Source organism: Caulobacter sp. GW821-FHT11E11 (genome assembly GCF_058808315.1).
The window spans coordinates 126,142-152,486 of the sequence record NZ_JBXARO010000011.1; the positions used below are offsets into that span (position 1 = coordinate 126,142).

A 26,345-nucleotide genomic window follows, 5' to 3' on the forward strand; every position below is an offset into this window, starting at 1 on the left:
GGGGGACCCGGCCATCTCATGACCGACGTTTTGATCTTCATCCTGTCCACGGTCTTCGTGCTGTCCGTCGTGGTGACCATCCACGAGCTGGGGCACTACTGGGCCGCGCGCGCCTGCGGCGTCGCGATCGACTGTTTCTCGCTGGGCTTTGGCCCGCCGCTGGTCTCGTGGCGCGACAAGCAGGGCGTCGAGTGGCGCATCGCCTCGATCCCCCTGGGCGGCTATGTCCGCTTCTCGGGCGACGAAAACGCCGCCAGCGTGCCCGACCAGGACAACCTGGCCGCCATGCGCGAGTCGATCGTGCGGCGCGAAGGCGAAGAGGGCGTCGCCAAGTACTTCCATTTCAAGCCGGTCTGGCAGCGGGCGATCATCGCCGCGGCCGGCCCGATCTCGAACTTCGTCCTGGCCATCCTGATCATGGCCGTCTTCCTGGTGATGGTCGGTACGCCGCAGCGCGCGGCCACCGTCAACGGCGTCGTGCCCGGCGGCGCGGCCGAGGCGGCCGGCTTCAAGAAGGGCGACGTGATCGTCGCCGCCGACGGTCGCAAGATCGGCACCTTCCAGGACCTGCAGGGCTATGTGTCGCTGCGCGCCAACCTGCCGATTCACTTCACGGTCGCGCGCGGCCAGCAACAGGTCCAGCTGACCGCCACGCCGCGCCTGGTCGAGATCAACGACAAGATCACCGGCCGCATGAAGACCGGCCAGCTGGGCATCGAGAACGCGGGCATCACCCAGTTCAAGCGCTCCAGCGTGCTGTCGGCCATCCCCGACGCCACGGCCGAGGTCTGGAGCATGATCAAGACGATCGGTTTCTATCTGGGCCGCCTGGTCACCGGCCAGCTGCCCGCCGACCAGATCAGCGGTCTGATCGGCATCGGCCACACCGCCGGCGCGGTGACCAAGGCCAGCGCCGCCGGCGCGCCCGACGTCGCCACCATGGCGCTGCGCGTCTTCATCTCGTCGATGCTGCTGATCGCCAGCCTGTCGGTCAGCATCGGATTCATGAATCTGCTCCCGATCCCGGTCCTCGATGGCGGCCATCTGCTGATGTACGCCTACGAAGCCATCGCTAAACGTCCCTTGCGGGCGGATTTCCAGGCCGCCGGCTTCCGCGCGGGGCTTGCCTTGATCCTGGGTTTCATGCTGTTCGCGGCGTGGAACGACCTCAACCGCTACGACGTGTTCAAATTCATCGGCGGACTGTTCACGTGAACAGCGCCCGCCCTCCGTCCATGATTGGTCACATGAACAAACTTCGCGCCCAAAGCGCCGCGTTCGCCACGGGTATGGCGCTGCTCCTCGGCTCGACGGCCTTGGTGGCTCCGCAACAAGCCTTCGCGCAGTCCGCTCAGACCGGAGTGGTCCAGCGCATCGTCGTTCAGGGCAATGAACGCATCGAGCAGGGCACGGTTCTGTCGTACCTGCCGATCCAGCCGGGCGACACGGTCGATAGCCAGCGCCTCGACCTGGCGCTGAAGACCCTGGCCCGCACCGATCTGTTCGCCGACGTGAAGATCGAGATGCAGGGCGGCGACCTGGTCGTGAAGGTCGTCGAGAACCCGATCATCAACCAGGTGGTCTTCGAGGGGAACTCGTCCCTGAAGGAAGACAAGCTGAAGGACGAAGTGCAGATCCGTCCGCGCGGCATCTTCACCCGCGCCAAGGTGCAGGCCGACGTCCAGCGCATCATCGAACTGTATCGCCGCTCGGGCCGCATCTCGGCGACCGTGACGCCCAAAGTGGTCGAGCTGCCGCAGAAGCGCGTCGACCTGGTGTTCGAAATCGCCGAAGGCCCCAAGAGCGGCGTGCTCGGGATCAACTTCCTGGGCAACAGCGAGTACTCGGACAACGACCTGCGTGACGTGGTCGTGACCAAGGAAAGCCGCTGGTACAAGATCTTGACCAGCAACGACAACTACGACCCCGACCGGATCGAGTACGACCGCGAGCAGCTGCGCAAGCACTACCGCAACCGTGGCTATTTCGACTTCCGCGTCGTCTCGTCGGTGGCCGAGCTGGCTCCGGACAAGAACGGCTTCGCCGTTACCTACACCCTGGAAGAGGGTCCGAAGTACAAGTTCGGCAAGGTGACCGTCGAGACCGAGCTGAAGAAGCTGGACGGCAACCTGCTGGCCCAGATCCTGCCGATCCGCGCCGGCCAGCTGTACGAAGACGAGAAGATCGAGCAGGCCACCGACGCCCTGACCTTCGCGGCGGGCGCCGCCGGCTTCGCCTTCGTGGACGTGCGTCCCAAGTACGTGCCCAACCGCGAGACCAAGACCGTCGACGTGGTCTTCCAGGTCCGTGAAGGCCCGCGCGTCTACGTCGATCGCATCGACATCGTCGGCAACACCCGCACGCTGGACTACGTCCTGCGCCGCGAGCTGGAAGTGGCCGAAGGCGACGCCTATAACCGCGTGCTGGTCGACCGCTCGAAGAACAACATCCGCCGCCTGGGCTTCTTCAAGGAAGTCGAGATCGAGGACGCGCCGGGCTCGGCCCCCGACCGCACGGCCCTGCGGGTCAAGGTCGAGGAGCAGCCGACGGGCGAACTGTCGTTCAGCGCCGGCTACAGCTCGATCGACAAGCTGGTGCTGGACGTCGGCATCACCGAGCGGAACTTCCGCGGTCGCGGCCAGAACCTGCGCGCCCGCGCCTCGGTTGGCTCGCTGCGTCAGCAGATCGACTTCGGCTTCTCCGAGCCGCGCTTCCTGGGTCGCAACCTGGTCGCCGGCGTGAACCTGTACACCTTCCGCTACGACCTGTCGGACTACGCGGCCTACGACACCAAGTCGGTCGGCGGCGACGTCCGCTTCGGCTTCCCGCTGACCAACGACTCGTCGATGAGCCTGCGCTACACGATCCGCCAGGATAACGTGGACGTGGCCGACAGCCTCTGCACCAGCGGTTCTGTCTCGCAGATCCTCTGCCTGCAGCGCGGCGCCTACATCACCTCGTTGATCGGCTACGGCCTGCGCATCGACAAGCGCAACGACCCAATCAACCCGACCCGCGGCTGGTTCGCCGACCTGAACCAGGACCTGGCCGGCATCGGCGGCGACGTGAAGTACCTCAAGACCGAAGCCGACGCCGGCTGGTACTGGGGCTTCACCAAGGACCTGGTGTTCAGCGCCACGGGCTCGTTCGGCTATATCGAGGGCTGGGGCGGCGACAACGTCCGCATCAACGACCGCTTCTATCGCGGCGGCACCTCGTTCCGCGGCTTCGAGATCGCCGGTATCGGTCCGCGCGACATCTCGAGCACGAACAACTCGATGGGCGCCAAGCTTTACGCCATCAGCACCTTCGAGCTGACCGTCCCGACCTTCCTGCCCGAGCAGTACGGCATCAAGGCCGCTCTGTTCAGCGACGTGGGTACGGCCGGTCTGCTGGATGACGTGGATCGCCAGAGGTCGCCCGGCGTCTTCGATCCCAACATCAAGGATAACCTCGGCCTGCGCGCCACGGCCGGTGTCTCGATCGACTGGAAGTCCCCCATGGGTCCCATCCGATTCGATATCAGCCGTATTTTGGCCAAGGAAAGCTACGACCGAACCGAAACGTTCCGGTTCTCCACCTCCACAAGGTTCCAATAAACATGTCCAAGTTCCTGTCCGCGGCCGCCTCCAGCGTCGTCGCTCTCGCTCTCGCGACCGCCGCTTCGGCCCAGACGGCTCCGGCCGCCCCGGCCGCGGCGGGTCCCGCCGTCACGCACGGCCCGGCCCTGACCGGCATCTGCATCTTCTCGAGCCAACGCGCCGTGGGTCAGTCGCAGGTCGGTAAGGCCGTCAACACGCGCCTGGGCACCATCATCCAGCAAGTGAACGCCGAGCTGACCGCCGAGCGCACCGGCCTCGACAACGAAGCCAAGGCCCTCGACACCAAGAAGGCCACCCTGGCCCAGGACGCCCTGGAGCAACAGGCCGCCGCTCTGCAGGTCAAGGCCAACGCCTGGCAGCGCAAGGGCCAGCTGCGCCAGAAGGAAGTCGAAGCGACCGAGCAAAAGGCGCTGTCGCGCGTTTATCAAGAGCTCGATACGCCGATCAAGCAGGTCTACCAGGCCCAGAAGTGCAGCGTCCTGTTCGACCGTGAATCGGTGATGCTGGCCAACCCGTCGATGGACATCACCGACGCCGTGGTGACCGCCCTGGACGCCCGCATCAAGACGCTGACCTTCGATCGGGAACGCCTGGACCAGCAGGTTCCGGCCGCTGGCGCTCTGCCGTCCAATAAGTAAGCGAATCGTCTCCCCTGGGGTTACCTAGGGGAACGTTTTTGCCGTGAGGAGCCATGCCGGACCCGCGTTTCTTCGATAGCCCGGGTCCGGCGTCGCTTTCCGAGTTGGCCCGGGCAGGCGCCGCCGAGCTGGCGGATGCGGCCTGGGGCGACCGCCTGATCGCCCACGCCGCGCCGCTGGATACAGCGGATGCTCAAGCGATCACGTTCTTCTCCGACGCGAAGCGCAAGGACGCCGCTGGGGCCACCCAGGCGGGCGCCTGTTTCGTGCGTCCGGAGCACAAGGATTTCCTGCCCGCGTCCTGCGCCGCGCTTGTGACCAAGCACCCGCAGGCCGCCTGGGCGGCCGCCGCCAATCGCCTGCACGCGCCGCGCCGTCACGAGACTGGCGCGGCCCCCATCCATCCCGAGGCCGAGCTCGAGGACGGCGTCCTGCTGTCGCCGAACGTGACGATCGGGCAGGGCGCGCGCATCGGGCGCGGCACGCGGATCGGTCCCGGCGCCGTGATCGGTCCGGGCGTGCTGGTCGGCCGTGACTGCCTGATCGGCGCCAATGCCGTGATCGGTTTTGCTCTGCTGGGTGACCGGGTGTCGGTCTCGGCCGGCGCGGTTCTTGGCGAGGCGGGCTTCGGCGCCGCCGCCGGGCCTGGCGGCATGGTCGACATGCCCCAGTTGGGCCGGGTGGTGGTCCAGGACAACGTCACCATCGGCGCCAACAGCTGCGTCGACCGCGGCGCCTTCGCCGATACGACGATCGGCGAGAACACCAAGATCGACAACCTGGTGCATGTCGCGCACAACGTCCGTGTAGGACGCAATTGCGTGCTGGCGGCCTATACCGGGCTGTCGGGCAGTACGGTCGTCGGCGACGGTGTCGCCTTCGGCGGCAAGGCCGGCGTCGCCGACCATTTGAACATCGGCTCGGGCGCGAGCATCGGGGCGGCCGCCTCGGTGTTCAAGGACGTGCCGGCAGGTGAAACTTGGACGGGCTTTCCGGCGCGACCGCTCAAGCGGTGGCTTCGGGAGACCGCATGGCTCTCGCGCATGGCGGGCGGCCGAGGCACGAGGGGCTAAAGCTCAATGACCCAGAACACCGACGAAACGGTGCGCACGGATATCGATATCGCCGAGATCCTGGCGCGTATCCCGCACCGCTATCCGTTCCTGCTGGTCGATCGCGCCGAGGACTACCAGGCCCACAAGTCGATCGTCGGCATCAAGTGCGTGACGGTCAACGAGCCGTTCTTCCAGGGCCACTTCCCCGGCAATCCGGTGATGCCCGGCGTGCTGATCATCGAGGCCCTGGCCCAGACGGGCGCGGTGCTGATGAGCAAGAGCCTGGAGGTCGACACCGAGGGCAAGACCATCTTCTTCATGTCGGTCGACAACGCCCGCTTCCGCACGCCCGTGCGCCCCGGCGACGTGATCCGCATGGAAGTCGAAGTGGTGCGCGCGCGCTCGTCGATCTTCAAGTTCAAGGGCGTGGCCAAGGTCGGCGACAAGGTGGCCGCTGAGGTTGAGTTCGCCGCCATGGTGGTCGAGACGGGGCCCAAGGCATGACGATCCATCCCACCGCCATCGTCGCCCCCGAGGCCAAGATCGCCTCGGACGTCGAGATCGGGCCCTACAGCATCGTCGGCCCCGACGTGACCCTGGAAGCCGGCGTGCGCCTGCTGTCGCACGTGGTGGTGGAAGGCGCGACGACGCTGGGCGAGGGTTGCACCGTCCACTCGTTCGCCAATCTGGGCGGCCCGCCGCAACACCTGGGTCACAAGGGTGAGAAGACCGAGCTCTTGATCGGCCCGCGCAACATCATCCGCGAGCATGTGACCATGCACACCGGCACGGCCTCGGGCCGTGGCGTGACCACGATCGGCTCGGACGGCCTCTACATGGTCGGCTCGCACGTGGCCCACGACTGCATCGTCGGCGACTTCGTGGTGCTGGCCAAGGGCGCGACCCTGGGCGGCCACGTCTCGATCGGCGACTATGTGTTCATGGGCGGCCTGGCCGCCGCGCACCAGTTCTCGCGCATCGGTCGCTACAGCTTTATCGGCGGCCTGGCCGCAGTGACCAAGGACGTCATTCCGTACGGCTCGGTGTGGGGCAACCACGCTCACCTTGAGGGCCTGAACCTGGTCGGCCTCAAGCGCCGGGGCTTCTCGCGCGAGACAATCAACGCCCTGCGCGCGGCCTACCGCCTGATGTTCGCCGACGAAGGCACCTTCCAGGAGCGCCTGGACGACGTGGCCGAGATCCATGCCGGGAATCCCGAGGTCATGGAGATCGTCGACTTCATCCGCGCCGACGCCAATCGCCCGCTCTGCCTGCCCGAGCGCGAAGTCTAGGGTCCGGTGATGCGCAAGCTGGGTCTGATCGCCGGCGGCGGGTCGCTTCCCGTCGAACTGGCGGCCCATTGCGAGGCCGCCGGGCGGGCCTTCGCGGTCATGCGCCTGCGCGGGTTCGCCGAGCCGGCCCTAGCTCGCTATACCGGCGCGGAAGTGGGCATCGGCGAGTTCGGCAAGGCGTTCAAGGCGCTGAAGGCCGAGGGCTGCGAGGTCGTCTGCTTCGCCGGCAATGTCAGCCGCCCCGACTTCGCGAAACTGATGCCCGACGGCCGGGGCATCAAGGTTCTGCCCAGCCTGATCGTTGCCGCGCGCAAGGGCGACGACGCCCTGCTGCGCCGCGTGCTGGACGAGTTCGAGAAGGAAGGCTTCGAGATCGAGGGCGCCCACGAGGTGATGGGCGAGATGACCCTGCCGCGCGGCCGCCTGGGCAAACATACGCCGAGGCCCGAGCAGATGGCTGATATCGACAAGGCCCTGCACGTGGCCCGCGAGATCGGTCGCCTGGACGTGGGGCAGGGCGCCGTGGTCTGCGAGGGCCTGGTGCTGGCCGTCGAGGCCCAGGAGGGCACCGACGCCATGCTGCGCCGCGTGGAGCAACTGCCCCAGGCCATCCGGGGCTCGGCCGAACGTCCGCGCGGCGTGCTGGCCAAGGCGCCCAAGCCGATCCAGGAAACCAAGGTCGATTTGCCGACCATCGGCGTCGCCACCATCCAGCGCGCCGCCCGCGCCGGCCTGGCCGGCGTGGTCGGCGAGACCGGCCGCCTGCTGGTGGTCGACCGTGACGCGGTGATCGCCTGCGCCGACGATCTGGGCCTCTTCGTGCTGGGGGTCGATCCGCAGGGGCGGCCCTGATGGTTATGAAAGTCATGCTGGTCGCCGCCGAGGCTTCGGGCGACGCCCTGGGCGCCAGCCTGGCCAAGGCGTTGCGGGCGCGGCTGGGCGACCAGGTGACCTTTGTCGGCGTCGGCGGGGCCAAGATGGCCGAGCAAGGGGTGCAGAGCCCCTTCGACATCGCCCAGCTGTCGATCCTGGGCATCTGGGAGGGCCTGAAGGCCTATCCGACGGTCAAAGCCCGCTTGGACGACTCCGTGGCCCTGGCGGCCCGGGAAAAGCCCGATGTGGCGATCCTGATCGACAGCTGGGGCTTCAACATCCGTCTGGCCCACGCGCTGCGCAAGCTGGACCCCAAACTACCGCTGGTGAAATACGTCGCGCCGCAGGTCTGGGCCTATCGCGAAGGCCGCGCCAGAGGCTTGGCCAAGGCCGTCGACCTGCTGTTGTCGATCCAGCCGATGGACAAGCCGTATTTCGACGCGGCCGGGCTGGAAAACGTCTTCGTCGGCAACTCGGCGTTGGCCAAGCGCTTCGATCACGCTGATGGCGCAAGGCTGCGCGAAGCCATCGGGGTCTCGGCGACAGATCCAATCCTGCTGGTCTTGCCTGGCAGCCGCCCGTCCGAGATCGAGCGCGTCATGCCGGCCTTCGAGGACGCCGTGCGCCGGCTCAAGGCTGACCGGCCGCAGCTGGCAATCGTCATTCCCGCCGCCTACACCGTCGCCGAGGCCGTGAAGGCCCGCGTCGCCGGCTGGCCGTTCCGCGCCCACGTGATCGAGGACGAGGCGCTGAAGGACGACGCCTTCGTCGCCGGGGACGTCGCCCTGGCCTGCAGCGGCACGGTGACGACCGAACTGGCCCTGGCCGGCGCGCCGATGGTGGTCGGCTACAAGACCGGCGCGATCACCTACGCCATCCTCAAGCGCCTGATGAAGCCCAAGTGGGTCACGCTGTTCAACATCGCCGCCGGCAAGGCCGTCGCGCCGGAGCTGCTGCAGGACGCCTGCGATGGCGAGGGCCTGGCGCGCGAGGTCGGCAAGCTGCTCGACGACCCGGCCCTGCGCGCCCGCCAAGCGGCCGAGCAGAGCGCCGCTCTGGACAAGATGGGCCGCGGCATGCCCGACCCGTCAGAGGCCGCCGCCGACGCCCTGCTGGGCTTCCTGAAGGTCCACGGCCAAGGTGGTTAACTAGAGCTTTACGCTCGACTCATAGTGTCGGGACACCTGTCGCCGTGGAGCCGTCGTCGTGGCCATCGACCCGACCACGCCCCTGACCCCGATCCTTCCATCCCATCCGGCTGGAACCCCGCCGGATTCGGTCGCGGTTCTACAGGCCATGGCGCGCCAGGCCCTGACCAACATGAACGCCGAGCTGGGCCAGATCGTCGGTCGCCCGGCCGCGACGCCCCAGACCGTCAAGGCCGGCACGCCGGTCGAGCAGGTTGGCCAGACCTCCACGCAGGACACCGGCCACACCGCCGATGCCGCCAGCACGGCCAAGGGCGCGCCGCTGGCTCAGCAGCAGGCCTTGGCGACCAAGCCGACGCCCGAGACCCGCATGGCCCGCGCCGTGCGCACCGCCGCCGCCGAGGCCGTGCCGCGCCAGGCCGGGATCGCGCCGCTGATGGCCAATGTCCGCGCCGTCGTCGACCGTCCCGACATGCCGCCCGAGGTCCGCGAGGCGGGCAGGGCGCTGCTGGCCAAGACGCCCCAGGCCGCCGAACTGGCCACACCCCAGGGCCTGCGCCAGGCCGTGGAGCGCTCCGGCGTCTTCCTGGAAGCCAGGATGGCTCGCGCGGCCGCGCCGCCTGCGGCTTCGGACCTCGCGCCGACGCTGCCCCAGTCCAACGACATGAAGGCCGCGCTGCTGGTCTTCCGAGGTGCGCTGTCGGCCTGGCTGGCCCGCGCCGTGCCGCAAGTCACGACCGAAGCGCCCGCCGAGCCGTCACCGAGCCCTACGGCCGAGGCTGATACGCCGACGCCAACGCTGCGAGCCGGCCCGACGCCCGCTGGCGCTCAAGCCACGCCGCAGCCCGCGCCTGCTCAGGCGACGCCTCAGCCCGCCGCGCGCCCGTCGACGCCCGTTCCGGGGCAGCCGGCCCAGCCAAACATCGCTCCGGCGCTCGAGAACGCCCCCGCCGCGACGACCGCACCCGCGCCGCCGCCGGTGGAAACCGCTCAAGCGGAAGAACCTGCTCCGCCGGCCAAGCCCATGCCCACGCCGCCGCCCGAGGAAGAGCCACTCGCGGCCCGCTTCGGTTCGCTCGTGGCGCCGCCCAGGGCTTCGCCGCATCCCGCGCCCGCCGCACGCCCGTCGCTATCGCCGTTGATCCAGGCCGGTCTGATCGCCGAGGAAACGGTCGCCGAGGAGCCGCCGCCCAACCCGCAGGCCGAGGCCAGGACCGCCGTCGCGCGTGGCTATGGCGCGCCGGCGGCCGAGATCGCCCGTTCCAAGGTCCCGCCGCCGCCCTATGCCGGCGGTCCGATGGCGGGCCAGAAGCCGACGCCGCCCGCGATGTCGCTCGGCCAGCCGACCATCGACATCGTGCGCGGCCTGCTGAAGGGCGCGAGCGGCGCTTTGGCCCGCCAGGACCTGATGCAGATCGCCTCTCTGCCCGACGCCCAGTATCATGAGCTCGAGACCCCGGAGGCGCGCCAACAGGGGGCGCGCCTGAACCTCGACCTGCCGTTCGTGACGCCTCAGGGCGTCGCCGTCGCACAGTTCGAGATCAGCCACGACGGCGGCGGTTCCGGCGGCGGCGCGGTCGGGCCGGCCGAGCGCACCTACAAGGCCCGGTTCTCGATCGACATCGAGCCGCTGGGCCCCGTCCACGCCATGGTCACCCTGACCGGCGCCCGCACCCGCGTCTCGCTATGGGCCGAGCGCGCCGAGACCATCGCCCGCTTCCGCGCCGGCGAGGAAAGCCTGGCCGCCGCCCTGCGCGAGGCCGAGCTGACCCCCGAGGTCGCTGTCCATTCCGGCGCGCCGCCTGCGCCCGGCGGCGTCAGCCCGCTGGGCCATTTCGTGGACCAGGCCTCATGAGCGGGATCACCGGACCCTCCGCGCGCCCGCGCATCGCCGTCGCCTTGCTCTACGAGGAGCCCAACGCGCCCAAGGTGGTCGCCTCGGGCCAGGGCTGGCTAGGCGAGAAGATCATCGAGACCGCCCGCGAGCACGGCGTGCCGATCGAGGAAGACCCGGTTCTGGCCCAGGCTCTGTCGAGCATCGAGATCGACGAAGAGATCCCCGAGGCCCTGTACCGCGCCGTCGCCGAGGTCCTCAGCTTCCTGATGAAGCGCTGAAACGAAAAAGGCCCCGCCGAAAGCGGGGCCTGATCCGTGTCTCCGAGTAGAGAGCGCTTAGCGCTTCTCGACCGGCACGTAGTCGCGTTGCGTGGCGCCCGTGTAGAGCTGACGCGGACGACCGATCTTGCGGGTGGGGTCCTCGAACATTTCCTTCCACTGGCTGATCCAGCCGACGGTGCGGGCCAGGGCGAACAGCACGGTGAACATGTTGGTCGGGAAGCCCATCGCGCGCAGGGTGATGCCCGAATAGAAGTCGATGTTCGGGTACAGCTTGCGGTCGATGAAGTACGGATCGCTCAGGGCGACCTTTTCCAGTTCCTGGGCGACCTGCAGCAGCGGGTCGTTGTTGTGGCCCAGTTCCGCCAGCACTTCGTGGGCGGTCTTCTGCATGACCTTCGCGCGCGGGTCGAAGTTCTTGTACACGCGGTGGCCGAAGCCCATCAGCTTGTACTTGCGGTCCTTCACGCCCTGGACGTAGTCCGGGATGTTCTCGACCGAGCCGATGGTTTCCAGCATCTCCAGGGCTTCCTGGTTGGCGCCGCCGTGCGACGGGCCCCACAGGCAGGCGATGCCGGCGGCGATGCAGGCGAACGGGTGCGCGCCCGACGAACCGGCCAGGCGGACGGTCGAGGTCGAGGCATTCTGCTCGTGGTCGGCGTGCAGGATGAAGATCCGGTCCATGGCGCGGGTCAGCACCGGGTTCGGCTTCCAGTCCTCGGCCGGCACGGCGAAGCACATGCGCAGGAAGTTTTCCGAGTACGACAGGTCGTTGCGCGGCGACACGAACGGCTGGCCGACCGTGTACTTGTAAGCGCGGGCAGCGATCGTCGGCATCTTGGCGATCAGGCGGTGAGCGCTGATCTCGCGCTCGCGGGCGTCATCGACATTGATGCTGTCGGCGTAGAAGGCCGACAGGGCGCCGACGGCGCCGGTCATCACGGCCATCGGGTGCGCGTCGCGGCGGAAGCCCTGGAAGAAGGCGTCGAACTGCGCGTGCAGCATCGTGTGGTAGGTGATGTTCTTTTCGAACTTGGCGAATTCTTCGGCCGACGGCAGTTCGCCGTTCAGCAGCAGGTGGCAGACCTCGAGGAACGAGGACTTCTCGGCCAGCTGGTCGATGGGATAGCCGCGGTGCAGCAGAATCCCGGCGTCGCCGTCGATATAGGTGATCTTGCTTTCGCACGACGCAGTGGACGTGAAGCCCGGATCGAACGTGAAGTGGTCGCTTTCAGCGTAGACTTTCCGGATGTCGAGAACGTCCGGACCCGTGCTGCCCTTGAGGATCGGCAGGTCGTAGCTCTTGTCGCCGATCGTCAGCGTGGCTTTATCGGTCATACTTAGACCCCTTCATAAATTGGAACGAGCAGTCCAACTTTCGTTTTCGCACGTGCGTTATAGCGCCTCATGCGCGCGGCGCCAGGGCGTCGTCAAGGCGCCCTAAACTCTCTTCGCGGGCGAGCGCGGCCATGGTCTTGTTCAGGTCCGGGGCCGGCGCGCCGCCGGTCAGGATCCCGCGCAGGGCCGGGCCGAACTTGCCGAAGCCGACGCCTTCGGATTCCGCGAACGTTTTCAACGCGGTTTCCAGGGAGGCGGCGTCAAAGGTCGCGACCGAGGCCAGTTGCTCCCGCAGGCGCGTCAGGCGCTCGGCGGTTTCCTCGGTCAGCTGCTTTTGGGTTTTCTCTTCCAGCGCCAGCGGACGAACCTTCAGTGCGAACGCACAGTGGTCGACCAGCTCCAGGATGGTCTTGGCGCCTTCCTTCACCTCCGGAACCGTGCGGGCGATGCGCTCGCGGGCGTCGGCGGGCAGGGGCTCGCCACGCTTATGGGCGGCCGTCAGGGCCAGCTCGGTCAGGCGGGCGTCGTCGGCCTTGCGCAGGTGCTGGGCGTTGATGTGGTTCAGCTTGGCCCAGTCCAGGCGCGCGGGCGCCTTGACCACGTCGGCCACGTCGAACCAACTGATCGCCTGCTCGTCGTTGAAGACCTCGTCGTCGCCATGGCCCCAGCCCAGGCGGGCCAGGTAGTTGCGCATACCCTCGGGGATGTAGCCCAGGTCGGCGAACTCGCCGACGGCCTGAGCGCCGTGACGCTTGGACAGCTTGGCGCCGTCGGGGCCGTGGATCAGCGGGATGTGGGCGAAGGCCGGCACGTCCCAGCCCAGGGCCTTGTAGATCAGGCTCTGGCGGGCGGCGTTGTTAAGGTGGTCGTCGCCACGGATCACGTGGGTGACGCCCATGTCGTGGTCGTCGACGACCACGGCCAGGTTGTAGGTCGGCGCGCCGTCGGCGCGGAGCAGGACAAGGTCGTCCAGCTCGATATTGCGGAAGGTCACCGGGCCCTTGACCAGGTCGTCGACCACGGTCTCGCCGTCCAGCGGACCCTTGAAGCGGATCACGTGCGGGACCGCCAGGTCGCCTTCCGGCGCGTCGCGCCAGGGCGAGCGGATGGCGCGGCCCTCGGAGCGGGCCTTCTCGCGGGCGACTTCCAGTTCCTCGACGGTCATCCAGCAGCGATAGGCGCGGCCGGCGGCCAGCATCTCCTGCACGGCCTCGACGTGGCGCGGGGCGCGGGTGTGCTGGAAGACGACCTCGTCATCCGATTCCAGGCCCAGCCAGTTCAGGCCCTCGAAGATCGCGGCGACGGCCGCTTCGGTCGAACGCTCACGATCGGTGTCCTCGACGCGAACAAGGAACTTTCCTCCCGTGTGGCGTGCATATAACCAGTTGAACAGCGCCGTGCGGGCGCCGCCGATATGCAGGAAACCGGTGGGCGAGGGGGCGAAGCGCGTGACGACGCCAGTCGCGAAAGGGCCGGGGGAGGTGGGGTTCGACATGGACTTCAGGGCTGCAAGGCTGGACGCCAAGACGGCGCCGGAAACCGCGGGCCGCGATGCGGCTTGGGCGGCGCGTCTTAGCATGCCGCTTTGCACCGGGCCTAGCGCTTTTCCGCAGCGCGGCGAACTTGGCTTAACCGTCAAAAATACAGTGGTTTCCGGGTGTTAGGCGCGGAACTTGCCGATATCGCGCCGGCGACAGCCGCAACGCGGGTCTCCTGGCGCGGCCTCGCGGCGCTGACGGTCGCCGAAGTGCGAGTCAATGCGGTCCGGGCCTTCCTGTGGACGCCGGTGGCGTTCGGTCTGGGCGCGGCGGCCTATCTGGAGGCGGGGCGCGAGCCGTCGCTGTGGCTGCTGGGCGGCGTGATGCTGGTGCTGGCAGCGGTCTGGCAGGTCTTGCGCCGACGCAATGCGGCGCCGCTGCTGGTGGCTCTGGCCAGTCTGGCGGCTTGCGGCGCGGCGGGCGGCTTCGCGGCCAAGCTCCGCAGCGACCGTGTGGCCGCGCCGGTTATGGCCGGCGAGCGGGTCGTGCGACGCGTGGAGGGCTTTGTCGTCGACGTCGTCAGCCCCGGCGCGGGCGGGCCGCGTCTGCTGATCGCGCCGGTCGCGGTGTCGGGGCTGGCGCCGGAACACACGCCGCGTCGGATCCGGGTGACGATCGGCGAGAACGAGACGCCCGCGCCGGGCCAGGCTGTGCGGCTGAGGGCCATGCTGGGGCCGCCGCCGCCGCCGGCCGCGCCGGGATCCTACGACTTCGCGCGCGACGCCTGGTTCGACTCGATCGGCGGCGTCGGTTTCATCATCGGCGACTGGGACGTCGCGCGGCTGGATCCGCCACCATGGCGGCTGCGGTTGTCGATGGCGGTCAACGCCTTCCGCTGGAGTTTGGCTCAGCGGATCCTGGCGCGGATGGGACCCACCAGCGGTGGCCTGGGCGCGGCCATGGTCACCGGCCATGAAGCCTGGATCACTCAGGACCACACGGACGCCATGCGCGCTTCGGGCCTGGCGCACATCATCTCGATCTCCGGCCTGCATATGGCCATCGTCGGCGGCTTCATGTTCGGGGTAGTGCGGTTGGGCGTCGCCGCCTGGCCGTGGCTGGCCCTGCGGGCGCCAGGCAAGAAGATCGCCGCCATCGCCGGCCTCGTCGCCGTGCTGGGCTATCTGGTGATCTCGGGAGCCCCGCCGCCAGCCGAGCGGGCGGCGATCACGGCCAGCGTGGCGTTCCTGGCGATCCTGTTCGACCGGCGGGCCATCACGCTTCATGGGCTGGCAGTAGCGGCCTTGCTGATCCTGGCCCTGAAGCCCGAGACGGCCGGCGAGCCGGGCTTCCAGATGTCGTTCGCCGCCACCGCCGCCTTGGTGGCCCTGGCCGAGGCCTGGCCGCGTCCGGTGAAGGAGATCTCGACGCCCTGGTGGATCCGCTGGCCGCAGGCGGGGATCGTCTGGCTGGCGGCGTCGGTCGCGGCCAGCCTGGTGGCGGGCCTGGCCACCGCGCCGTTCGCCATGCAGCACTTCAATCGTGTCGCCGTCTGGGGCCTGCCGGCCAATCTGGCGGTCGCGCCGCTGTCGTCGTTCGTGATCATGCCGTTCCTGGCCATCGGCACCTTGCTTGAGCCGTTCGGCTTGGGCGCGCCGTTCCTGGCCGTGGCCGGATGGGGCATCGACGCCATGGTCGGGATCGCCAACGGCTTCGCCGACGCCCATGGCGCGCAGAGGATCGTAGCCAGCGCCCCGCCGCAGGTGCTGGTCGTGGCCTTCCTGGGCCTGATGATCCTGTGCCTGTGGAAGGGCCATCTGCGCTGGATCGGCGCGCCCCTGGCCCTGGCGGTCGCCTTGTGGCCCAGGCCCGCCGCGCCGGACGCCTGGATCGCCGCCGACGGCGCCACGGCCGCCGTCCGCTCGGGCGACGCGGCGGTCTTGTTGCGGACCGACGCCAAGCGCTTCGGGGCCGAGCTGTGGGCGCGGCGGCGCGGGCTCGAGCCGGCGACCTGGAGCCTCTACGCCTGCGACAAGCGGGTCTGCGCGCCGGCCCTGGGCGCGCCGGTGCGGCTGTCCCTGGCCTGGAGCCGCAAGACGCCCGACGCCGAGACTTTGTCGGGCATGTGCGTGGCCAGTGAGGTCGTGGTGATCCGGGGTCCGGCGCCGGAGCGCATCCCGCCGCTGTGCGCCGATGCGGTGTTGCTGGCGGCTGAGGATTTCGCGCGCGGTGGAGCGGCCGAGCTCTATCGTCGGCCCGACGGCTGGCGCATCGTCTGGGCTCAGCCATTGCGCGGCGACCGGCCTTGGAGCCGCCTGCTGACACCTGATGTCACGAGCGGCGGCTAAGCCTCGCGCCGACCTTCTGGAGGATTCGTGATGTCCAACCCGTTCGCCGCCCGCCGCGCCGCCTTCCGCGCCCTGCATGCCGAGGGCTGCTTCGCCCTGCCGAACCCGTGGGACGCCGGCAGCGCCAAGCGGCTGCAGAAGTTGGGCTTCAAGGCCTTGGCCTCGACCAGCGCCGGGGCGGCCTGGGCCCTGGGCAAGGACGACGGTCAGATCACCCGCGACGAGGTTATCGATCACCTGCGCCAGCTGTGCGCCGCCACCGACCTGCCGGTGAACGCCGACTTCGAGGCCGGATTCTCCGATACCGCCGAGGGCGTCGGCGAGAGCGTCACCCTGGCCATCGAGGCCGGCGTCGCAGGCCTGTCGATCGAGGACTGGTCGGGCTCGGCGCTCTACGACCTGCCGGTCGCCTTGGAACGCCTGAAGGCCGCCCGGGCCGCCATCGACGCCTCGGGCCAGGACGTGATCCTGGTCGGCCGCACCGAGGGCTATCTGCGTGGCAACCGGAATCTGGAGCCGACCATCGAGCGCCTGAAGGTCTATGCCGAGGCTGGCGCCGACTGCCTCTACGCACCTGCGGTCACCGATCCCGAGGAAATCCGCGCTATCGTTCAGGCCGTGGCCCCCAAGCCGGTCAACGTCCTGTTCTGGGGCTCGGACATGTCGGTCGAGAGCCTGGGCGCGCTGGGCGTGCGCCGGGTCAGCACGGGCGCTTCGCTGGCGGCGGCGGCCTGGGCCGGCTTCGACAAGGCGGCCAAGCGGCTGGCGGAGGAAGGGCGGCTGTAACCCCGATACGAAAAGGCCCCGAACCTCAGCCAAGGTCGGGGCCTATTCAAATCCCCGCTTTCGCGGGGATGAGCCGAGCTAGTGATACCGGCGGATCAGGCCCACCAGCTTGCCTTGCACCTCGACCTGGTCGGGGCCGAAGATGCGGGTCTCGTACTTCGGGTTGGCCGCTTCCAGGGCGATCGAGCCGCCCTTCTTGCGCAGGCGCTTGAGGGTGGCTTCCTCGCCGACCAGGGCGACGACGATTTCGCCCGAGGTGGCGGTGTCGCCCTTCTTGATGATCACGTAGTCGCCGTCGAGGATGCCGGCCTCGATCATCGAGTCGCCCTGCACCTCGAGGACATAGTGCTCGCCGCTACCCAACATGGCTTCGGGCACCGGCAGGCGCTCGCGTTCGTGCTGGATGGCGTCGATCGGGGTGCCGGCGGCGATCTTGCCCAGGATCGGCAGGTCGCGGCTGTCATTGGCGGGCGCCGACGAGGCGGCCGGGGCGGGCGGGGGCGAGCCGCCGCCTTCGAAGACCTGCGGGCGGAACGCGCCGCGGCCCTTGGGCGGGGCGGCCGTCGTCGCCTGCTGCGGCAGCTTCACCACTTCCAGCGCCCGAGCCCGGTGGGCCAGGCGACGGATGAAGCCGCGCTCTTCCAGGGCCGTGATCAGCCGATGGATGCCCGACTTGGAGGCCAGGTCGAGGGCCTCCTTCATCTCGTCGAAGGACGGGGAGACGCCGGTCTCCTTGATCCGCTCGTGGATGAACATCAGCAGTTCGTGCTGCTTGCGGGTGAGCATGTGAACCTCGGCTGGAGCGCGGAACAAACCGCAAACCTTTCGAATGTTCTCTAGGCGTTCCGCGTTAAAGTCAAGTCGAGCGTCGTTCGCCGGAGAAAGGCGAGGAAAATCAATAGCTAGCTTGGCCGATAGGGTAAATGTCGACCAGAATCAAAAGCTTAACGAAAGCTTTCAGGTGCGTTTGCGGGCCACGATGATGTCCTGGTCCTGCATCGGCTCGCGCCGCCAGACACCGAGCGCCACGTTGAGTGTGTCGAGGCCCAGGGCATCGTACTGAGCCAGGATCGAGGCCAGGTCGTAGGCGATCGTGTCCTCGGGCATCTCGGGATTGGCCGTCCAGCAGCCGTCCAGGGCGTGGACGAAATCGAAGGCGATCTGGCCATTGCCGGTGTTGGCGCGGGCCTCGTCGTCGATCAGGTACCAGGAGATGACGCTGGTTCCGCCGGGCTTCAAAACGCGGACGATTTCTCGCGCAAATTGCGCCTGGTCGGCGGCCAGCAGGTGGGTGAACACCGAGCCCAGCCAGACGAAGTCGAAGCTGGCGTCGGGATAGGGGAACACGAAGCGGCTGGCGGGTTGCGAGCCTTCCGGATTGTACCGGTCGCTGTGCATGTCGGCGTGGAGGAAGGCAAAACGCTCGTCGCCGACGGCGATGTTGGCTTTGCACCAGTCGATCGCCTGGGCCATCACGTCGAAGCCGGCGTAGCGACCTGTCTCGTCCAGATAGTCCACCAAGGGCGCGGCGGCGCGGCCGATGCCGCAGCCGACGTCCAGGATAGCGTGGTGCGGCTGCAGGCCAGCATCGATGAACAGCTGCCGAAACTGCTGGCCCACGCGGACGTAGTCGGCGTCGGCGGCCCCGACCAGATGCCAGAGCTCCTGCGGGGCGGCCACGGCGTCCACCGCCGGGGCGGGAGGGGCGGCCGACAAGGCGCGACGCAGCTTGGACAGGAAGGCCCGCATCCGATTCCCCTCAATTCGAAGTGGCGCGGACCCTAGCGGGGGTTGTGAGGTCAGCCAACCTTGGGGGCGGGCAGGGCCTTGAACGTGCGGTCCAGGCGCAGGCCGTGGCCGGTCCACGAGAACAGGATCCGCTCGGCGCGGCCGACCAGGTTCTCGGCCGGGATGAAGCCCATGCCCAGTTCCGGCGGCAGGTCGGCGTCGCGGGCCACGTCCCAGGCGCAGGAAGCATAGCCCTTGGGCGTCGAGCCGGGGTTGAAGCGGCTGTCCAGCGAGTTGTCGCGATTGTCGCCCATCACGAAATAGCAGCCGGCGGGCACGGTATAGACGCCGGTATTGGCCGCCTGGGTCTCGACCCCGAAGCTGTTGGTGGCGTAGGTCCGGCCGTTCGGCAGGGTTTCGCGCAGGTGGCGGACCGGGATCGGATAGGCATTGGGCGAGCCCTCGGCGTCGATGCCGGTCAGGGTCTGGGTCACGGCCGCGCCGTTGATGCGCACCACGCCGCCCTCCATCTGGATCCGGTCGCCGGGCAGGCCGATGACGCGCTTGATGACGTCGGTGCGGCCGTCGCTGGGCTTCTTGAACACCACGATGTCGCCGCGTTCGGGCGCCTGGCCCAGCAGGCGGCCGTGACCCACGGGCGGACTGAGCGGGATCGAGTGGCGGCTGATCCCGTACGGATATTTCGAGACCAGGATGTAGTCGCCGACCATCAGGGTGGGCTGCATCGATTCCGACGGGATCGTGAACGGCTGGCAAAAGACCGTGCGCGGGATCAGGAACACCACGACCACGATGGCGAAGGTCTTTGCGGTCTCGATCAGGCCTTCAGTCCACTTGCGCATCGCCATCCCCTTGCTTGCTCAAGCCAAGGTTAGGGCGGCGAGCTTGGCCAAATCGTGGCGGCGGGCTCTAGAGGACGGTCTTGCGTTCCGGATGCTTGGGCGTGACCGGCGCATAGAACGCCGCCAGCGCCGCCAGGTCCTTCTCGTAGTCGCCGCTGGGCATCATGGCGGGGCCCAGGCCCACGACCTTGCGCTTGTAGTCCATGAAGCCGGGCACCATCGGCACGCCGGCCTTCAGGGCGATGTTGTAGAAGCCGGTCTTCCAGCCGCCCGCCTTGCCGCGCGTGCCCTCGGGCGCGATCGTCAGCATGAACTCGTCGCGGCGGGCGAACTCGTCGGCCATCGCCTGGACCGTGTCGCGCGACTGGGAGCGGTCGATCGGCACGCCGCCCAGGTCCTTCATTAACTTCTCGAACGGCCAGCGGAACAGCGAGGCCTTGCCCATGAAGCTGAGCTTCAGGTTCAGCGCATCGGCCGCGCCCAGGAAGTAGACGAAGTCCCAATTGCTGGTGTGCGGCGCGGCGATGATCACGAACTTGCGGGTCGTCGTCGGGGCCGAGCCCTCGATCGTCCAGCCCTCGCGCTTGAAAAAGGCGACGAGGGACCAATTCACCACGCGGGCGAGCCAATGCATTCGCGTTTCCTCGCGCGGGGCAGTGTTCTTGTTGAGAGGACTGTGGGCGGGCGAGGGGGAAAACGCCAGACGGCGCGTACCCGATCTGTCAGCCGAGCAAGGCCTTGGTCGCCGCCGTGACGTCGGCCTGGCGCATCAGGCTCTCGCCGACCAGCATGGCCTTGGCGCCGGTGGCCTCCATCCGCACGACGTCGTCGTGGGTGAAGATGCCGCTTTCGGTGACCAGCAGGGCATCCTTGGGGGCCAGGGCCTGGAGACGCTCGGTGACGGCCAGGTCGACCACGAAGCTCTTCAGGTCGCGATTGTTGATGCCGACCAGATCCGAGCCTAGGGCGCCGGCGCGTTCCATCTCGGCCTCGTCATGGACTTCCACGAGGGCGTCCATGCCCAGGCGCTTGGCCTCGCTCATCAGCTCGGCGGCCAGGACGTCGTCGATCATCGCCAAGATGACCAGGATGGCGTCGGCGCCCAGGGCCCGGCTCTCTGCCACCTGCCAGGGATCCACGAGGAAGTCCTTGCGGATGCAGGGCAGGCTGACGGCCGCGCGGGCGTCGATCAGATAAGCGTCGGCGCCCTGGAAGCTGGGGCCGTCGGTCAGCACCGACAGGCACGATGCGCCGCCGGCTTCGTAGTTCCGAGCCAGGGCCGGCGGGTCGAAGTCGGCGCGGATCAGGCCCTTGGACGGCGAAGCCTTCTTGATCTCGGCGATCAGCGACAGCTTGCCAGGCGCGTGGCCGGCGATCAGGGCCTGCTTGAAGCCGCGCGGCGACGAGGCGTTGCGGGCGGCGTTCTCGAGCGCGCCCAGGGTGCGGCGACGCTTGCGGTCGACGACCTCCTCAAGCTTGTAGGCGGCGATCTTGGCGAGGATGTCGGTCACGCGGTCACTTCCGTATTCGTAGCGGCCACCAGCCCGGCCAGGGCGGCCTTGGCGCGGCCTTCGTCGATGACGTCGGCGGCCAGTTCGATACCCTCGACCAGGGTCTCGACCCTGTCGGCGACCAGGAAGGCGGCGGCGGCGTTCAGTAGCACGATGTCGCGATAGGCGCCCTTTTCGCCGTCGAACAGACGGGTGAGGGCGGCGGCGTTGAAGTCGGGATCACCGCCGGTGATGTCCGACAGCGAGGCGCGTGGCAGGCCCACGGCCTCGGGCGTGATCTTGAACAGGTGGATGCGGCCGTCGCGCCATTCGGCGACCTCGGTCTCGCCCGTGGTGGTCAGCTCGTCCATGCCCGAGCCGTGCACCGACCAGGCACGCTCGGCGCCCAGCGCGCCCAGGGCCTTGGCGATCGGCTCGACGAAGCGCGGGGCCGAGACGCCCACGACCTGCCGCTTGGCGCCGGCCGGATTGGTCAGCGGGCCTAGCAGGTTGAAGATGGTGCGGAAACCCAGCTGCTGGCGGATCGGCGAGACGTGCTTCATCGCCCCGTGATGGGACTGGGCGAACAGGAAACAGATGCCGGCCTCGTCCAGGGCCTGGCGCTGCTGCTCGCGCGTGGCGTCGATATTGACGCCCAGGGCGGTCAGGACGTCGGCGGTGCCGGACTTCGACGTGATGGCGCGGTTGCCGTGCTTGGCGACCTTCAGCCCCCCGCCGGCGGCCACGAAACCCACGGCGGTGGAGATGTTCAGCGTGTGCAGGCCATCGCCGCCGGTGCCGCAGACGTCGATGACGTCGTACGGGTGTTCCAACTGCACGGCGGCGCGGCGCATGGCGCGGGCGCAGGCGGCGATCTCACCTACCGTCTCGCCGCGCAGGCGCATGGCGGTGACGGCGGCGGCCACCTGGGCCGGCGTCGGCTCGCCGCGCAGGCAGGCGGCGAAGAAGATCTCGGCGTCGGCGTCGTCCAGGGTCTGGCCGTCGGCCAGCTTGGCCAGCAGCGGCTTGAAAGCGTCGGACATGCTGTGCGCCCTAGACCCAGACCGCCGCGTCGCGCTTGACGCCGGCCAGGTCGATGAAGTTGGCCAGCATCTGATGGCCGCCCTCGGTGGCGATCGATTCCGGATGGAACTGGACGCCGTACACGGGGCGCGTCTTGTGCTGCACGCCCATGATCTCGCCGTCATCGGTCCAGGCGGTGACCTCCAGCTCGGCGGGCAGGTCTTCGCTGCGGACGGCCAGGCTGTGATAGCGCGTGGCGGTGAACGGGTTGGGCAGGCCCTTGAAGATGCCCTTGTCCTCGTGACGGACCTTGCTGACCTTGCCGTGCATGACGGCCTTGGCGCGGATCACCTCGCCGCCATAGGCCTGACCGATGGCCTGGTGGCCCAGGCACACGCCCAGGATCGGCAGGTCGGCCGGCGCGCTGGTCAGCAGGGGCAGGCAGATGCCGGCTTGGTCAGGCGCCTTGGGGCCCGGCGACAGCAGGACGGCGGCGGGCTGCAGGCCAAGGGCCTCCTGCACCGTCAGAGCGTCGTTGCGGTAGACGACCGTCTCGGCCCCCAGCTCGTTCAGATAATGGACGAGGTTGTAGGTGAAGCTGTCGTAGTTATCGATGACGAGGATCATGACGCCGCCTTTCGAAGTGCGGTTCTAGCCTGCGCGAAGCCTTTGTGTAGCGGCATTTTCGCGCGCGGCCTTCAGTTACGGTTACAGCGAACGCGGTCTGTCGCATCATATGGGGATGGACCCGCGTGATTCCGCCCTGGACCCGATCGCCGTCGCCTATGTCCGCGCTCTGCTGCGGAAGAAGACGCGCGCTCAGAAGATGGCGCCGGTGCTGGCCGCCGCGGCCTTCGCCGCGGTCTGTGCGCTGAGCTTCGCCACGGTCATGGTGCTGGCGCCGCCTGCGGTCACTCAGCACCTGCCGGACGATCGGCTGGGCGGTCCCTAAACAGCCCTAAGGCTCAGCTGAATCGCCAGGCTTCCTCGGCCGCGCGCTTGAGGGCGCGGGACTTGTGCAGGGTCTCGTCATATTCGGCGTCCGGATCGCTGTCTGCGACGATGCCGCCGCCGGCCTGCACGTACATCATGCCGTCCTTGACCAGCGCCGTGCGCAGCACGATGCAGGTGTCGACCGAGCCGTCGGCGCCGAAATAGCCGACCGCGCCGGCATAGCCGATGCCGCGCTTCTCGACTTCCAGCTCGTCGATGATTTCCATGGCCCGCACTTTGGGCGCGCCCGAGAGCGTGCCGGCGGGCAGGGCGGCCATCAGCACGTCAACCGGATCGACGCCGTCGGGCGCGGTGCCCTCGACGTTCGAGACGATATGCATGACGTGGCTGTAGCGCTCGATCTTGAAGCTCTCGGTCACGCGGACGTTCGGGCCCTTAGGACGCTCAGCGGGGGCGTTGCGGCCCTGGTGGTTGAGCATGGCCACGCGGCCCACGTCGTTGCGGCCCAGGTCCAGCAGCATCAGATGCTCGGCGCGTTCCTTGGGATCGGCCAGCAGCTCGGCTTCCAGCGCCGCGTCTTCCTCGGGCGTGGCGCCGCGCGGACGGGTGCCGGCGATCGGCCGGATGGTGATCTTGTTGTCGCGCAGGCGGACCAGGATCTCGGGGCTGGAGCCGACCAAGTTGAAGCCGTCCAGGTTCAGGAAGAACAGGAACGGCGACGGGTTGGTCCGGCGCAGCGAGCGATACAGCGCGAACGGCGGCAGGTCGAAGGGCGCGCGGAAGCGGTGGCTGGCCACGACCTGGAAGATGTCGCCGGCGGCGATGTAGTCCTTGGCTTTGGCGACCACGTCGGCGTAGTCGGCGCGGCTGACCGGCGTCGTGAACTCCATCGGATCGCGGGCCGGGCGCGGCGCGTCGTGGCCGAGCGGGCGATGCAGATCGGCCATGACCGTCTCGATGCGCGCGCGCGCGGCGGCGTAGGCGTCCTTGGCCGAGATCCCGGCCTTGGGCCGCACGGCCGTCGTCAGGATGATCTCCTGGGCGATGGCGTCGAAGATCGCGACGATCTGCGGGCGGGTCATGATCCCGTCCGGCAGGCCCAGGGTGTCTTCGTTGATGTCGGGCAGACGCTCGACCAGACGCACCAGGTCATAGCCCAGGGCGCCGAACACGCCCGCGGCCATGGGCGGCAAGCCCTTGGGCAGTTCCATGCGCGCCTGGGCGACCAGATCACGCAGGCTGTCCAGCGCGCCGCCCGGCTGGGGCGTGTAGCGGCCGGCGGCGATGTCGTCGCCCTCGGCGATCTCGGCCTGGTCGCCGCGGCAGCGCCACACCAGGTCCGGGTTCATCGTCACGATCGAGTACCGACCGCGCCAGGTCCCGCCTTCGACGCTCTCGAACAGGAAGCTGTAGGGACGCGTCTGGGCGATCTTCAGATAGGCCGAGACCGGGGTCTCGAGATCGTCGATCAGACGGGTCCAGACGACCTGCTGCCGTCCGGAATCATAGGCTTCCGAAAAGGCGTCGAACGCGGGTTCCAGACTCATTACTCGGCTTTCTTTCCGGACTTGGCGGCATCGGCCTTGGCCAGGGCGTCGGTGTCGACGCCGATGGCCTGGCGCGCCAGGGTCAGGTTGCTCTTGGTCTTCAGCTGGGCTCGGGCGGCGGTGCGCGAGGCCTCGCCCAGGTCACGCATCAGGCCGCTGGCCGTCTGCTGCTGGGTGAAGGCGGCGATCTGGGCCACTTGGCCGGTCGGGGCGGCCTTGATGGTCTCCAGCTTGGCGACCACGAAGGCTTCGCCCTGCTGGCCGGCGCGGGCCACGAAGGTCTCACCCGACTTGGCGGTGAAGGCCGCGCCCAGGAATTCCTGGCCCAGGGCCATGTGCGCTTGCGCGTTCTGGCGGGTCAGGCCGGCGACCTTCTGAACCTTCGACTGGGCCGAGGCGGCGACGGCGTCCAGGCTCTCGCCCTTCTTGACGCGGGCGGCCAGCGTGTCGGCCTTGGCCTTCAGGCGCTTGCCCATCTCCTGGTTCAGCCAGACGCCGGTCAGTTGCGGCTTGATCTCGGCCAGCGGCGGCATGGCGGCCGGGACGATCTTCTCGACCTTCACAGCGTAGTATTCGCCCTTGCCCAGTTCCACGAGCTCGCTCTCGCCGCCTTGCGGCAGGCCGAAGGCGGTCTTGACCATGTCCGGGGTCAGGCCGGGGATGGGCTGGCCCATCTGGTCCGCGCCCTGGGCGGTGATCGGGGTGGTCGTGGCTGTCATCGCGCCGGCCTTGCTGGCGGCGGCGATCAGGTCGGCGCCGGCGTCATGGGCGTCCTGATAAGCCTGGGTCTGGTCATAGGCCTTGCCTTGCGCTGTCTGGGCGCGGACTTCGGCCTCGATCTGCGGACGGACGCTGTCCAGGGTGGCCACGACGCCCGGGGTGACCTTGGTGACCTTGATCACCGAAGCGCCCAGTTCACCGGCGATCGCGCCGCTGACCTGGCCGGCGGCCAGGGTGAAGGCGGCGTCGGCGACCTTGCGGTCCGGCACGGCGCTCTTGGGCTTGTCGTTCAAGACGAGCGGGGTTTTGCCATAGGCCTTGGCCACGGCGACCGGATCCTCGCCCTTCTTCAGGCGGTCGGAGATCACGGCGGCGGCCTTGGCGTCCGGGGCGGCGATCTGGATGATCGAGCGGGTCTCCGGCTTGGCCAGGCTGTCCTTGCGGAAGTCGAAGGCCTTCTGCACGGCGGCCGGATCGATCGTGACGGTCGGCTCCAGGGCTTTGGCGCTGACGCGCATGATCGACAGCACGCGGGTTTCCGGACGCGTCAGGCGGTCGGCGTTTTCCTTCATGAAGGCGGTCAGTTGGGCGTCGGTCGGCGGGGCCGGGCGCTCGACCGACGCCGGGTTCACGGCGAAGGCCGCGACGTCGCGGCCTTCCAGCAGGTAGGCGCCTTGCAGGGCGGCGTAGATGCGCGGGGCCTTCATGCCGTCGGCCACGGCCGAGAAGAAGTGGGCGTTGGCGATCTCGTCGCGCAGCGAGGCCTCGTAGGTCTGCGGCGTCAGGTTGTTTTGGGCCAGCAGCGCTGCATAGGCCTGCTGGTCGAACTTGCCGGTGATCGGGCTGAACGGACGCTGGCCGGGCGGCAGCTGGCTCATCTGCTGGTGGACGATGTCGCCGACCAGCTTGTCAGACGGCGCGACGCCCATCTTCTGGATCGCGGCGGCGATCGATTCCTGCAGGGTCAGTTCCTGGACGATCTGGCGGTCGATGCCGCGCTCGACGGCCAGGTCCGGGGTGATGGCCTCACCGCCGCGCTGTTCCATCGCCTTGCGATAGTTGTCGAAGCGCACCTTGAATTCCTGCGCCGACAGCGTACGCGGACCGGCGCTGATCACGCCCGAGCCTTGCGGACCCTTGAACACGTCGCTGATGCCGAAGATGGCGAAGCTGACGATCAGCAGGCCAAACAGCAGCACCGCGAACGGCGATTTGGCGAAGGAGCGGAAACCGGCGAGCATGCGATCGAAAACCTTCCAGGGGACCGCCAAGCGAACGAGCAAAGCGGTCGAGAGCAGCGGGTATAGTAGAGCCGTGGGTGGCCGGGCAAGCGGCCTGGGCTTGACT

At 68.5% G+C, this 26,345-nt stretch carries 24 protein-coding genes; 13 read left to right on the forward strand and 11 right to left on the reverse strand.

The genetic code is table 11. From position 1 onward, the window contains the following. The first annotated feature begins 18 nt into the window (after positions 1-18). Genes AC1RR5_RS24170 through AC1RR5_RS24215 form a run of 10 tightly spaced genes read left to right on the forward strand, consistent with a single transcriptional unit; the run spans position 19 to position 10,723 of the window. A complete protein-coding gene (locus tag AC1RR5_RS24170; RefSeq protein ID WP_492925834.1) occupies positions 19-1,215 on the forward strand; it encodes a M50 family metallopeptidase in 1,197 nt (398 codons plus the stop codon). A gap of 20 nt (positions 1,216-1,235) precedes the next feature. Next, complete coding sequence (bamA, locus tag AC1RR5_RS24175) at positions 1,236-3,599, forward strand: outer membrane protein assembly factor BamA (protein WP_492926029.1); 2,364 nt, start codon at positions 1,236-1,238, stop codon at positions 3,597-3,599. Positions 3,600-3,601: 2 nt separating this feature from the next. Continuing rightward, the gene (locus AC1RR5_RS24180) at positions 3,602-4,240 is read left to right on the forward strand and encodes an OmpH family outer membrane protein (RefSeq protein ID WP_492925836.1); all 639 of its coding nucleotides are present in this window, start codon (positions 3,602-3,604) and stop codon (positions 4,238-4,240) included. A gap of 53 nt (positions 4,241-4,293) precedes the next feature. Next, positions 4,294-5,313 (forward strand): UDP-3-O-(3-hydroxymyristoyl)glucosamine N-acyltransferase, encoded by a 1,020-nt coding sequence (gene lpxD / locus AC1RR5_RS24185; protein WP_492925838.1) that lies wholly within the window; start codon positions 4,294-4,296, stop codon positions 5,311-5,313. 6 nt (positions 5,314-5,319) lie between these two features. Beyond that, the gene (fabZ, locus tag AC1RR5_RS24190; protein ID WP_492925840.1) at positions 5,320-5,799 is read left to right on the forward strand and encodes a 3-hydroxyacyl-ACP dehydratase FabZ; all 480 of its coding nucleotides are present in this window, start codon (positions 5,320-5,322) and stop codon (positions 5,797-5,799) included. Beyond that, positions 5,796-6,587: an acyl-ACP--UDP-N-acetylglucosamine O-acyltransferase gene (lpxA, locus tag AC1RR5_RS24195; RefSeq protein WP_492925842.1), complete on the forward strand. Its 792-nt coding sequence runs from the start codon at positions 5,796-5,798 to the stop codon at positions 6,585-6,587. Before fabZ ends, lpxA begins: the two co-directional genes overlap by 4 nt. Before the next feature lie 9 nt (positions 6,588-6,596). Further along, positions 6,597-7,439 carry a UDP-2,3-diacylglucosamine diphosphatase gene (lpxI, locus tag AC1RR5_RS24200; protein ID WP_492925844.1) on the forward strand — a complete coding sequence of 281 codons (843 nt, stop codon included), beginning with the start codon at positions 6,597-6,599 and terminating at the stop codon, positions 7,437-7,439. Further along, complete coding sequence (gene lpxB, locus AC1RR5_RS24205; RefSeq protein WP_492925846.1) at positions 7,439-8,608, forward strand: lipid-A-disaccharide synthase; 1,170 nt, start codon at positions 7,439-7,441, stop codon at positions 8,606-8,608. The genes lpxI and lpxB overlap by 1 nt, the downstream gene beginning before the upstream one ends. 58 nt (positions 8,609-8,666) lie before the next feature. Next, positions 8,667-10,463 (forward strand): flagellar hook-length control protein FliK, encoded by a 1,797-nt coding sequence (fliK, locus tag AC1RR5_RS24210; RefSeq protein ID WP_492925848.1) that lies wholly within the window; start codon positions 8,667-8,669, stop codon positions 10,461-10,463. Further along, positions 10,460-10,723, forward strand: a complete 264-nt coding sequence (locus AC1RR5_RS24215; protein WP_492925850.1) for an EscU/YscU/HrcU family type III secretion system export apparatus switch protein — start codon at positions 10,460-10,462, stop codon at positions 10,721-10,723. Before fliK ends, AC1RR5_RS24215 begins: the two co-directional genes overlap by 4 nt. Positions 10,724-10,780: 57 nt before the next feature. Here the strand turns inward: AC1RR5_RS24215 and gltA are convergent, their stop codons facing one another. Further along, positions 10,781-12,061 (reverse strand): citrate synthase, encoded by a 1,281-nt coding sequence (gltA, locus tag AC1RR5_RS24220; protein ID WP_492925852.1) that lies wholly within the window; start codon positions 12,059-12,061, stop codon positions 10,781-10,783. Positions 12,062-12,128: 67 nt separating this feature from the next. Beyond that, positions 12,129-13,556, reverse strand: a complete 1,428-nt coding sequence (gene gltX / locus AC1RR5_RS24225) for a glutamate--tRNA ligase (RefSeq protein ID WP_492925854.1) — start codon at positions 13,554-13,556, stop codon at positions 12,129-12,131. 186 nt (positions 13,557-13,742) lie between these two features. On the opposite strand from gltX, the gene AC1RR5_RS24230 reads away from it, so the two are divergent. Both AC1RR5_RS24230 and AC1RR5_RS24235 read left to right on the forward strand, forming a co-directional pair. Continuing rightward, entirely contained in the window at positions 13,743-15,887 is a 2,145-nt protein-coding gene (locus AC1RR5_RS24230) for a ComEC/Rec2 family competence protein (protein WP_492926031.1), read from the forward strand. A gap of 30 nt (positions 15,888-15,917) precedes the next feature. Further along, a complete protein-coding gene (locus AC1RR5_RS24235) occupies positions 15,918-16,673 on the forward strand; it encodes an isocitrate lyase/PEP mutase family protein (RefSeq protein ID WP_492925856.1) in 756 nt (251 codons plus the stop codon). Positions 16,674-16,751: 78 nt separating this feature from the next. On the opposite strand, the gene lexA is transcribed toward AC1RR5_RS24235, so the two are convergent. The 7 genes from lexA to AC1RR5_RS24270 form a co-directional block, all read right to left on the reverse strand. Next, a complete protein-coding gene (lexA, locus tag AC1RR5_RS24240) occupies positions 16,752-17,459 on the reverse strand; it encodes a transcriptional repressor LexA (RefSeq protein ID WP_492925858.1) in 708 nt (235 codons plus the stop codon). A gap of 171 nt (positions 17,460-17,630) precedes the next feature. Then, complete coding sequence (locus AC1RR5_RS24245; protein ID WP_492925860.1) at positions 17,631-18,422, reverse strand: class I SAM-dependent methyltransferase; 792 nt, start codon at positions 18,420-18,422, stop codon at positions 17,631-17,633. A 50-nt stretch (positions 18,423-18,472) separates the two neighbouring features. Next, positions 18,473-19,264 (reverse strand): signal peptidase I, encoded by a 792-nt coding sequence (gene lepB / locus AC1RR5_RS24250; RefSeq protein ID WP_492925862.1) that lies wholly within the window; start codon positions 19,262-19,264, stop codon positions 18,473-18,475. A 67-nt stretch (positions 19,265-19,331) separates the two neighbouring features. After that, entirely contained in the window at positions 19,332-19,898 is a 567-nt protein-coding gene (locus AC1RR5_RS24255) for a lysophospholipid acyltransferase family protein (RefSeq protein WP_492925864.1), read from the reverse strand. An 88-nt stretch (positions 19,899-19,986) separates the two neighbouring features. Further along, positions 19,987-20,775, reverse strand: coding sequence for an indole-3-glycerol phosphate synthase TrpC (gene trpC / locus AC1RR5_RS24260; protein WP_492925866.1), 789 nt, complete (start codon positions 20,773-20,775; stop codon positions 19,987-19,989). Next, the gene (gene trpD, locus AC1RR5_RS24265) at positions 20,772-21,797 is read right to left on the reverse strand and encodes an anthranilate phosphoribosyltransferase (protein WP_492925868.1); all 1,026 of its coding nucleotides are present in this window, start codon (positions 21,795-21,797) and stop codon (positions 20,772-20,774) included. The genes trpC and trpD overlap by 4 nt, the downstream gene beginning before the upstream one ends. A gap of 10 nt (positions 21,798-21,807) precedes the next feature. Continuing rightward, positions 21,808-22,404 carry an anthranilate synthase component II gene (locus AC1RR5_RS24270; RefSeq protein WP_492925870.1) on the reverse strand — a complete coding sequence of 199 codons (597 nt, stop codon included), beginning with the start codon at positions 22,402-22,404 and terminating at the stop codon, positions 21,808-21,810. Positions 22,405-22,519: 115 nt separating this feature from the next. On the opposite strand from AC1RR5_RS24270, the gene AC1RR5_RS24275 reads away from it, so the two are divergent. Then, the gene (locus tag AC1RR5_RS24275; protein WP_492925872.1) at positions 22,520-22,729 is read left to right on the forward strand and encodes a hypothetical protein; all 210 of its coding nucleotides are present in this window, start codon (positions 22,520-22,522) and stop codon (positions 22,727-22,729) included. 13 nt (positions 22,730-22,742) lie between these two features. On the opposite strand, the gene trpE is transcribed toward AC1RR5_RS24275, so the two are convergent. Both trpE and AC1RR5_RS24285 read right to left on the reverse strand, forming a co-directional pair. Then, on the reverse strand, positions 22,743-24,278 hold the full coding sequence (gene trpE, locus AC1RR5_RS24280) for an anthranilate synthase component I (RefSeq protein WP_492925874.1): 1,536 nt from the start codon (positions 24,276-24,278) through the stop codon (positions 22,743-22,745). Further along, positions 24,278-26,239 carry a peptidylprolyl isomerase gene (locus tag AC1RR5_RS24285; protein WP_492925876.1) on the reverse strand — a complete coding sequence of 654 codons (1,962 nt, stop codon included), beginning with the start codon at positions 26,237-26,239 and terminating at the stop codon, positions 24,278-24,280. Before AC1RR5_RS24285 ends, trpE begins: the two co-directional genes overlap by 1 nt. Positions 26,240-26,345: the final 106 nt, after the last annotated feature.

Coding starts and splice junctions, on each gene's coding strand:
- AC1RR5_RS24285 (WP_492925876.1), bottom strand. CDS start 26,239: ATGCTCGCCGGTTTCCGCTCCTTCGCCAAATCGCCGTTCGCGGTGCTG.
- lpxA (WP_492925842.1), top strand. CDS start 5,796: ATGACGATCCATCCCACCGCCATCGTCGCCCCCGAGGCCAAGATCGCC.
- AC1RR5_RS24235 (WP_492925856.1), top strand. CDS start 15,918: ATGTCCAACCCGTTCGCCGCCCGCCGCGCCGCCTTCCGCGCCCTGCAT.
- AC1RR5_RS24270 (WP_492925870.1), bottom strand. CDS start 22,404: ATGATCCTCGTCATCGATAACTACGACAGCTTCACCTACAACCTCGTC.
- AC1RR5_RS24255 (WP_492925864.1), bottom strand. CDS start 19,898: ATGCATTGGCTCGCCCGCGTGGTGAATTGGTCCCTCGTCGCCTTTTTC.
- AC1RR5_RS24275 (WP_492925872.1), top strand. CDS start 22,520: ATGGACCCGCGTGATTCCGCCCTGGACCCGATCGCCGTCGCCTATGTC.
- lpxB (WP_492925846.1), top strand. CDS start 7,439: ATGGTTATGAAAGTCATGCTGGTCGCCGCCGAGGCTTCGGGCGACGCC.
- gltA (WP_492925852.1), bottom strand. CDS start 12,061: ATGACCGATAAAGCCACGCTGACGATCGGCGACAAGAGCTACGACCTG.
- trpE (WP_492925874.1), bottom strand. CDS start 24,278: ATGAGTCTGGAACCCGCGTTCGACGCCTTTTCGGAAGCCTATGATTCC.
- trpD (WP_492925868.1), bottom strand. CDS start 21,797: ATGTCCGACGCTTTCAAGCCGCTGCTGGCCAAGCTGGCCGACGGCCAG.
- fabZ (WP_492925840.1), top strand. CDS start 5,320: ATGACCCAGAACACCGACGAAACGGTGCGCACGGATATCGATATCGCC.
- AC1RR5_RS24215 (WP_492925850.1), top strand. CDS start 10,460: ATGAGCGGGATCACCGGACCCTCCGCGCGCCCGCGCATCGCCGTCGCC.
- bamA (WP_492926029.1), top strand. CDS start 1,236: ATGATTGGTCACATGAACAAACTTCGCGCCCAAAGCGCCGCGTTCGCC.
- lpxI (WP_492925844.1), top strand. CDS start 6,597: ATGCGCAAGCTGGGTCTGATCGCCGGCGGCGGGTCGCTTCCCGTCGAA.
- lepB (WP_492925862.1), bottom strand. CDS start 19,264: ATGCGCAAGTGGACTGAAGGCCTGATCGAGACCGCAAAGACCTTCGCC.
- AC1RR5_RS24170 (WP_492925834.1), top strand. CDS start 19: ATGACCGACGTTTTGATCTTCATCCTGTCCACGGTCTTCGTGCTGTCC.
- gltX (WP_492925854.1), bottom strand. CDS start 13,556: ATGTCGAACCCCACCTCCCCCGGCCCTTTCGCGACTGGCGTCGTCACG.
- lexA (WP_492925858.1), bottom strand. CDS start 17,459: ATGCTCACCCGCAAGCAGCACGAACTGCTGATGTTCATCCACGAGCGG.
- AC1RR5_RS24245 (WP_492925860.1), bottom strand. CDS start 18,422: ATGCGGGCCTTCCTGTCCAAGCTGCGTCGCGCCTTGTCGGCCGCCCCT.
- lpxD (WP_492925838.1), top strand. CDS start 4,294: ATGCCGGACCCGCGTTTCTTCGATAGCCCGGGTCCGGCGTCGCTTTCC.
- AC1RR5_RS24180 (WP_492925836.1), top strand. CDS start 3,602: ATGTCCAAGTTCCTGTCCGCGGCCGCCTCCAGCGTCGTCGCTCTCGCT.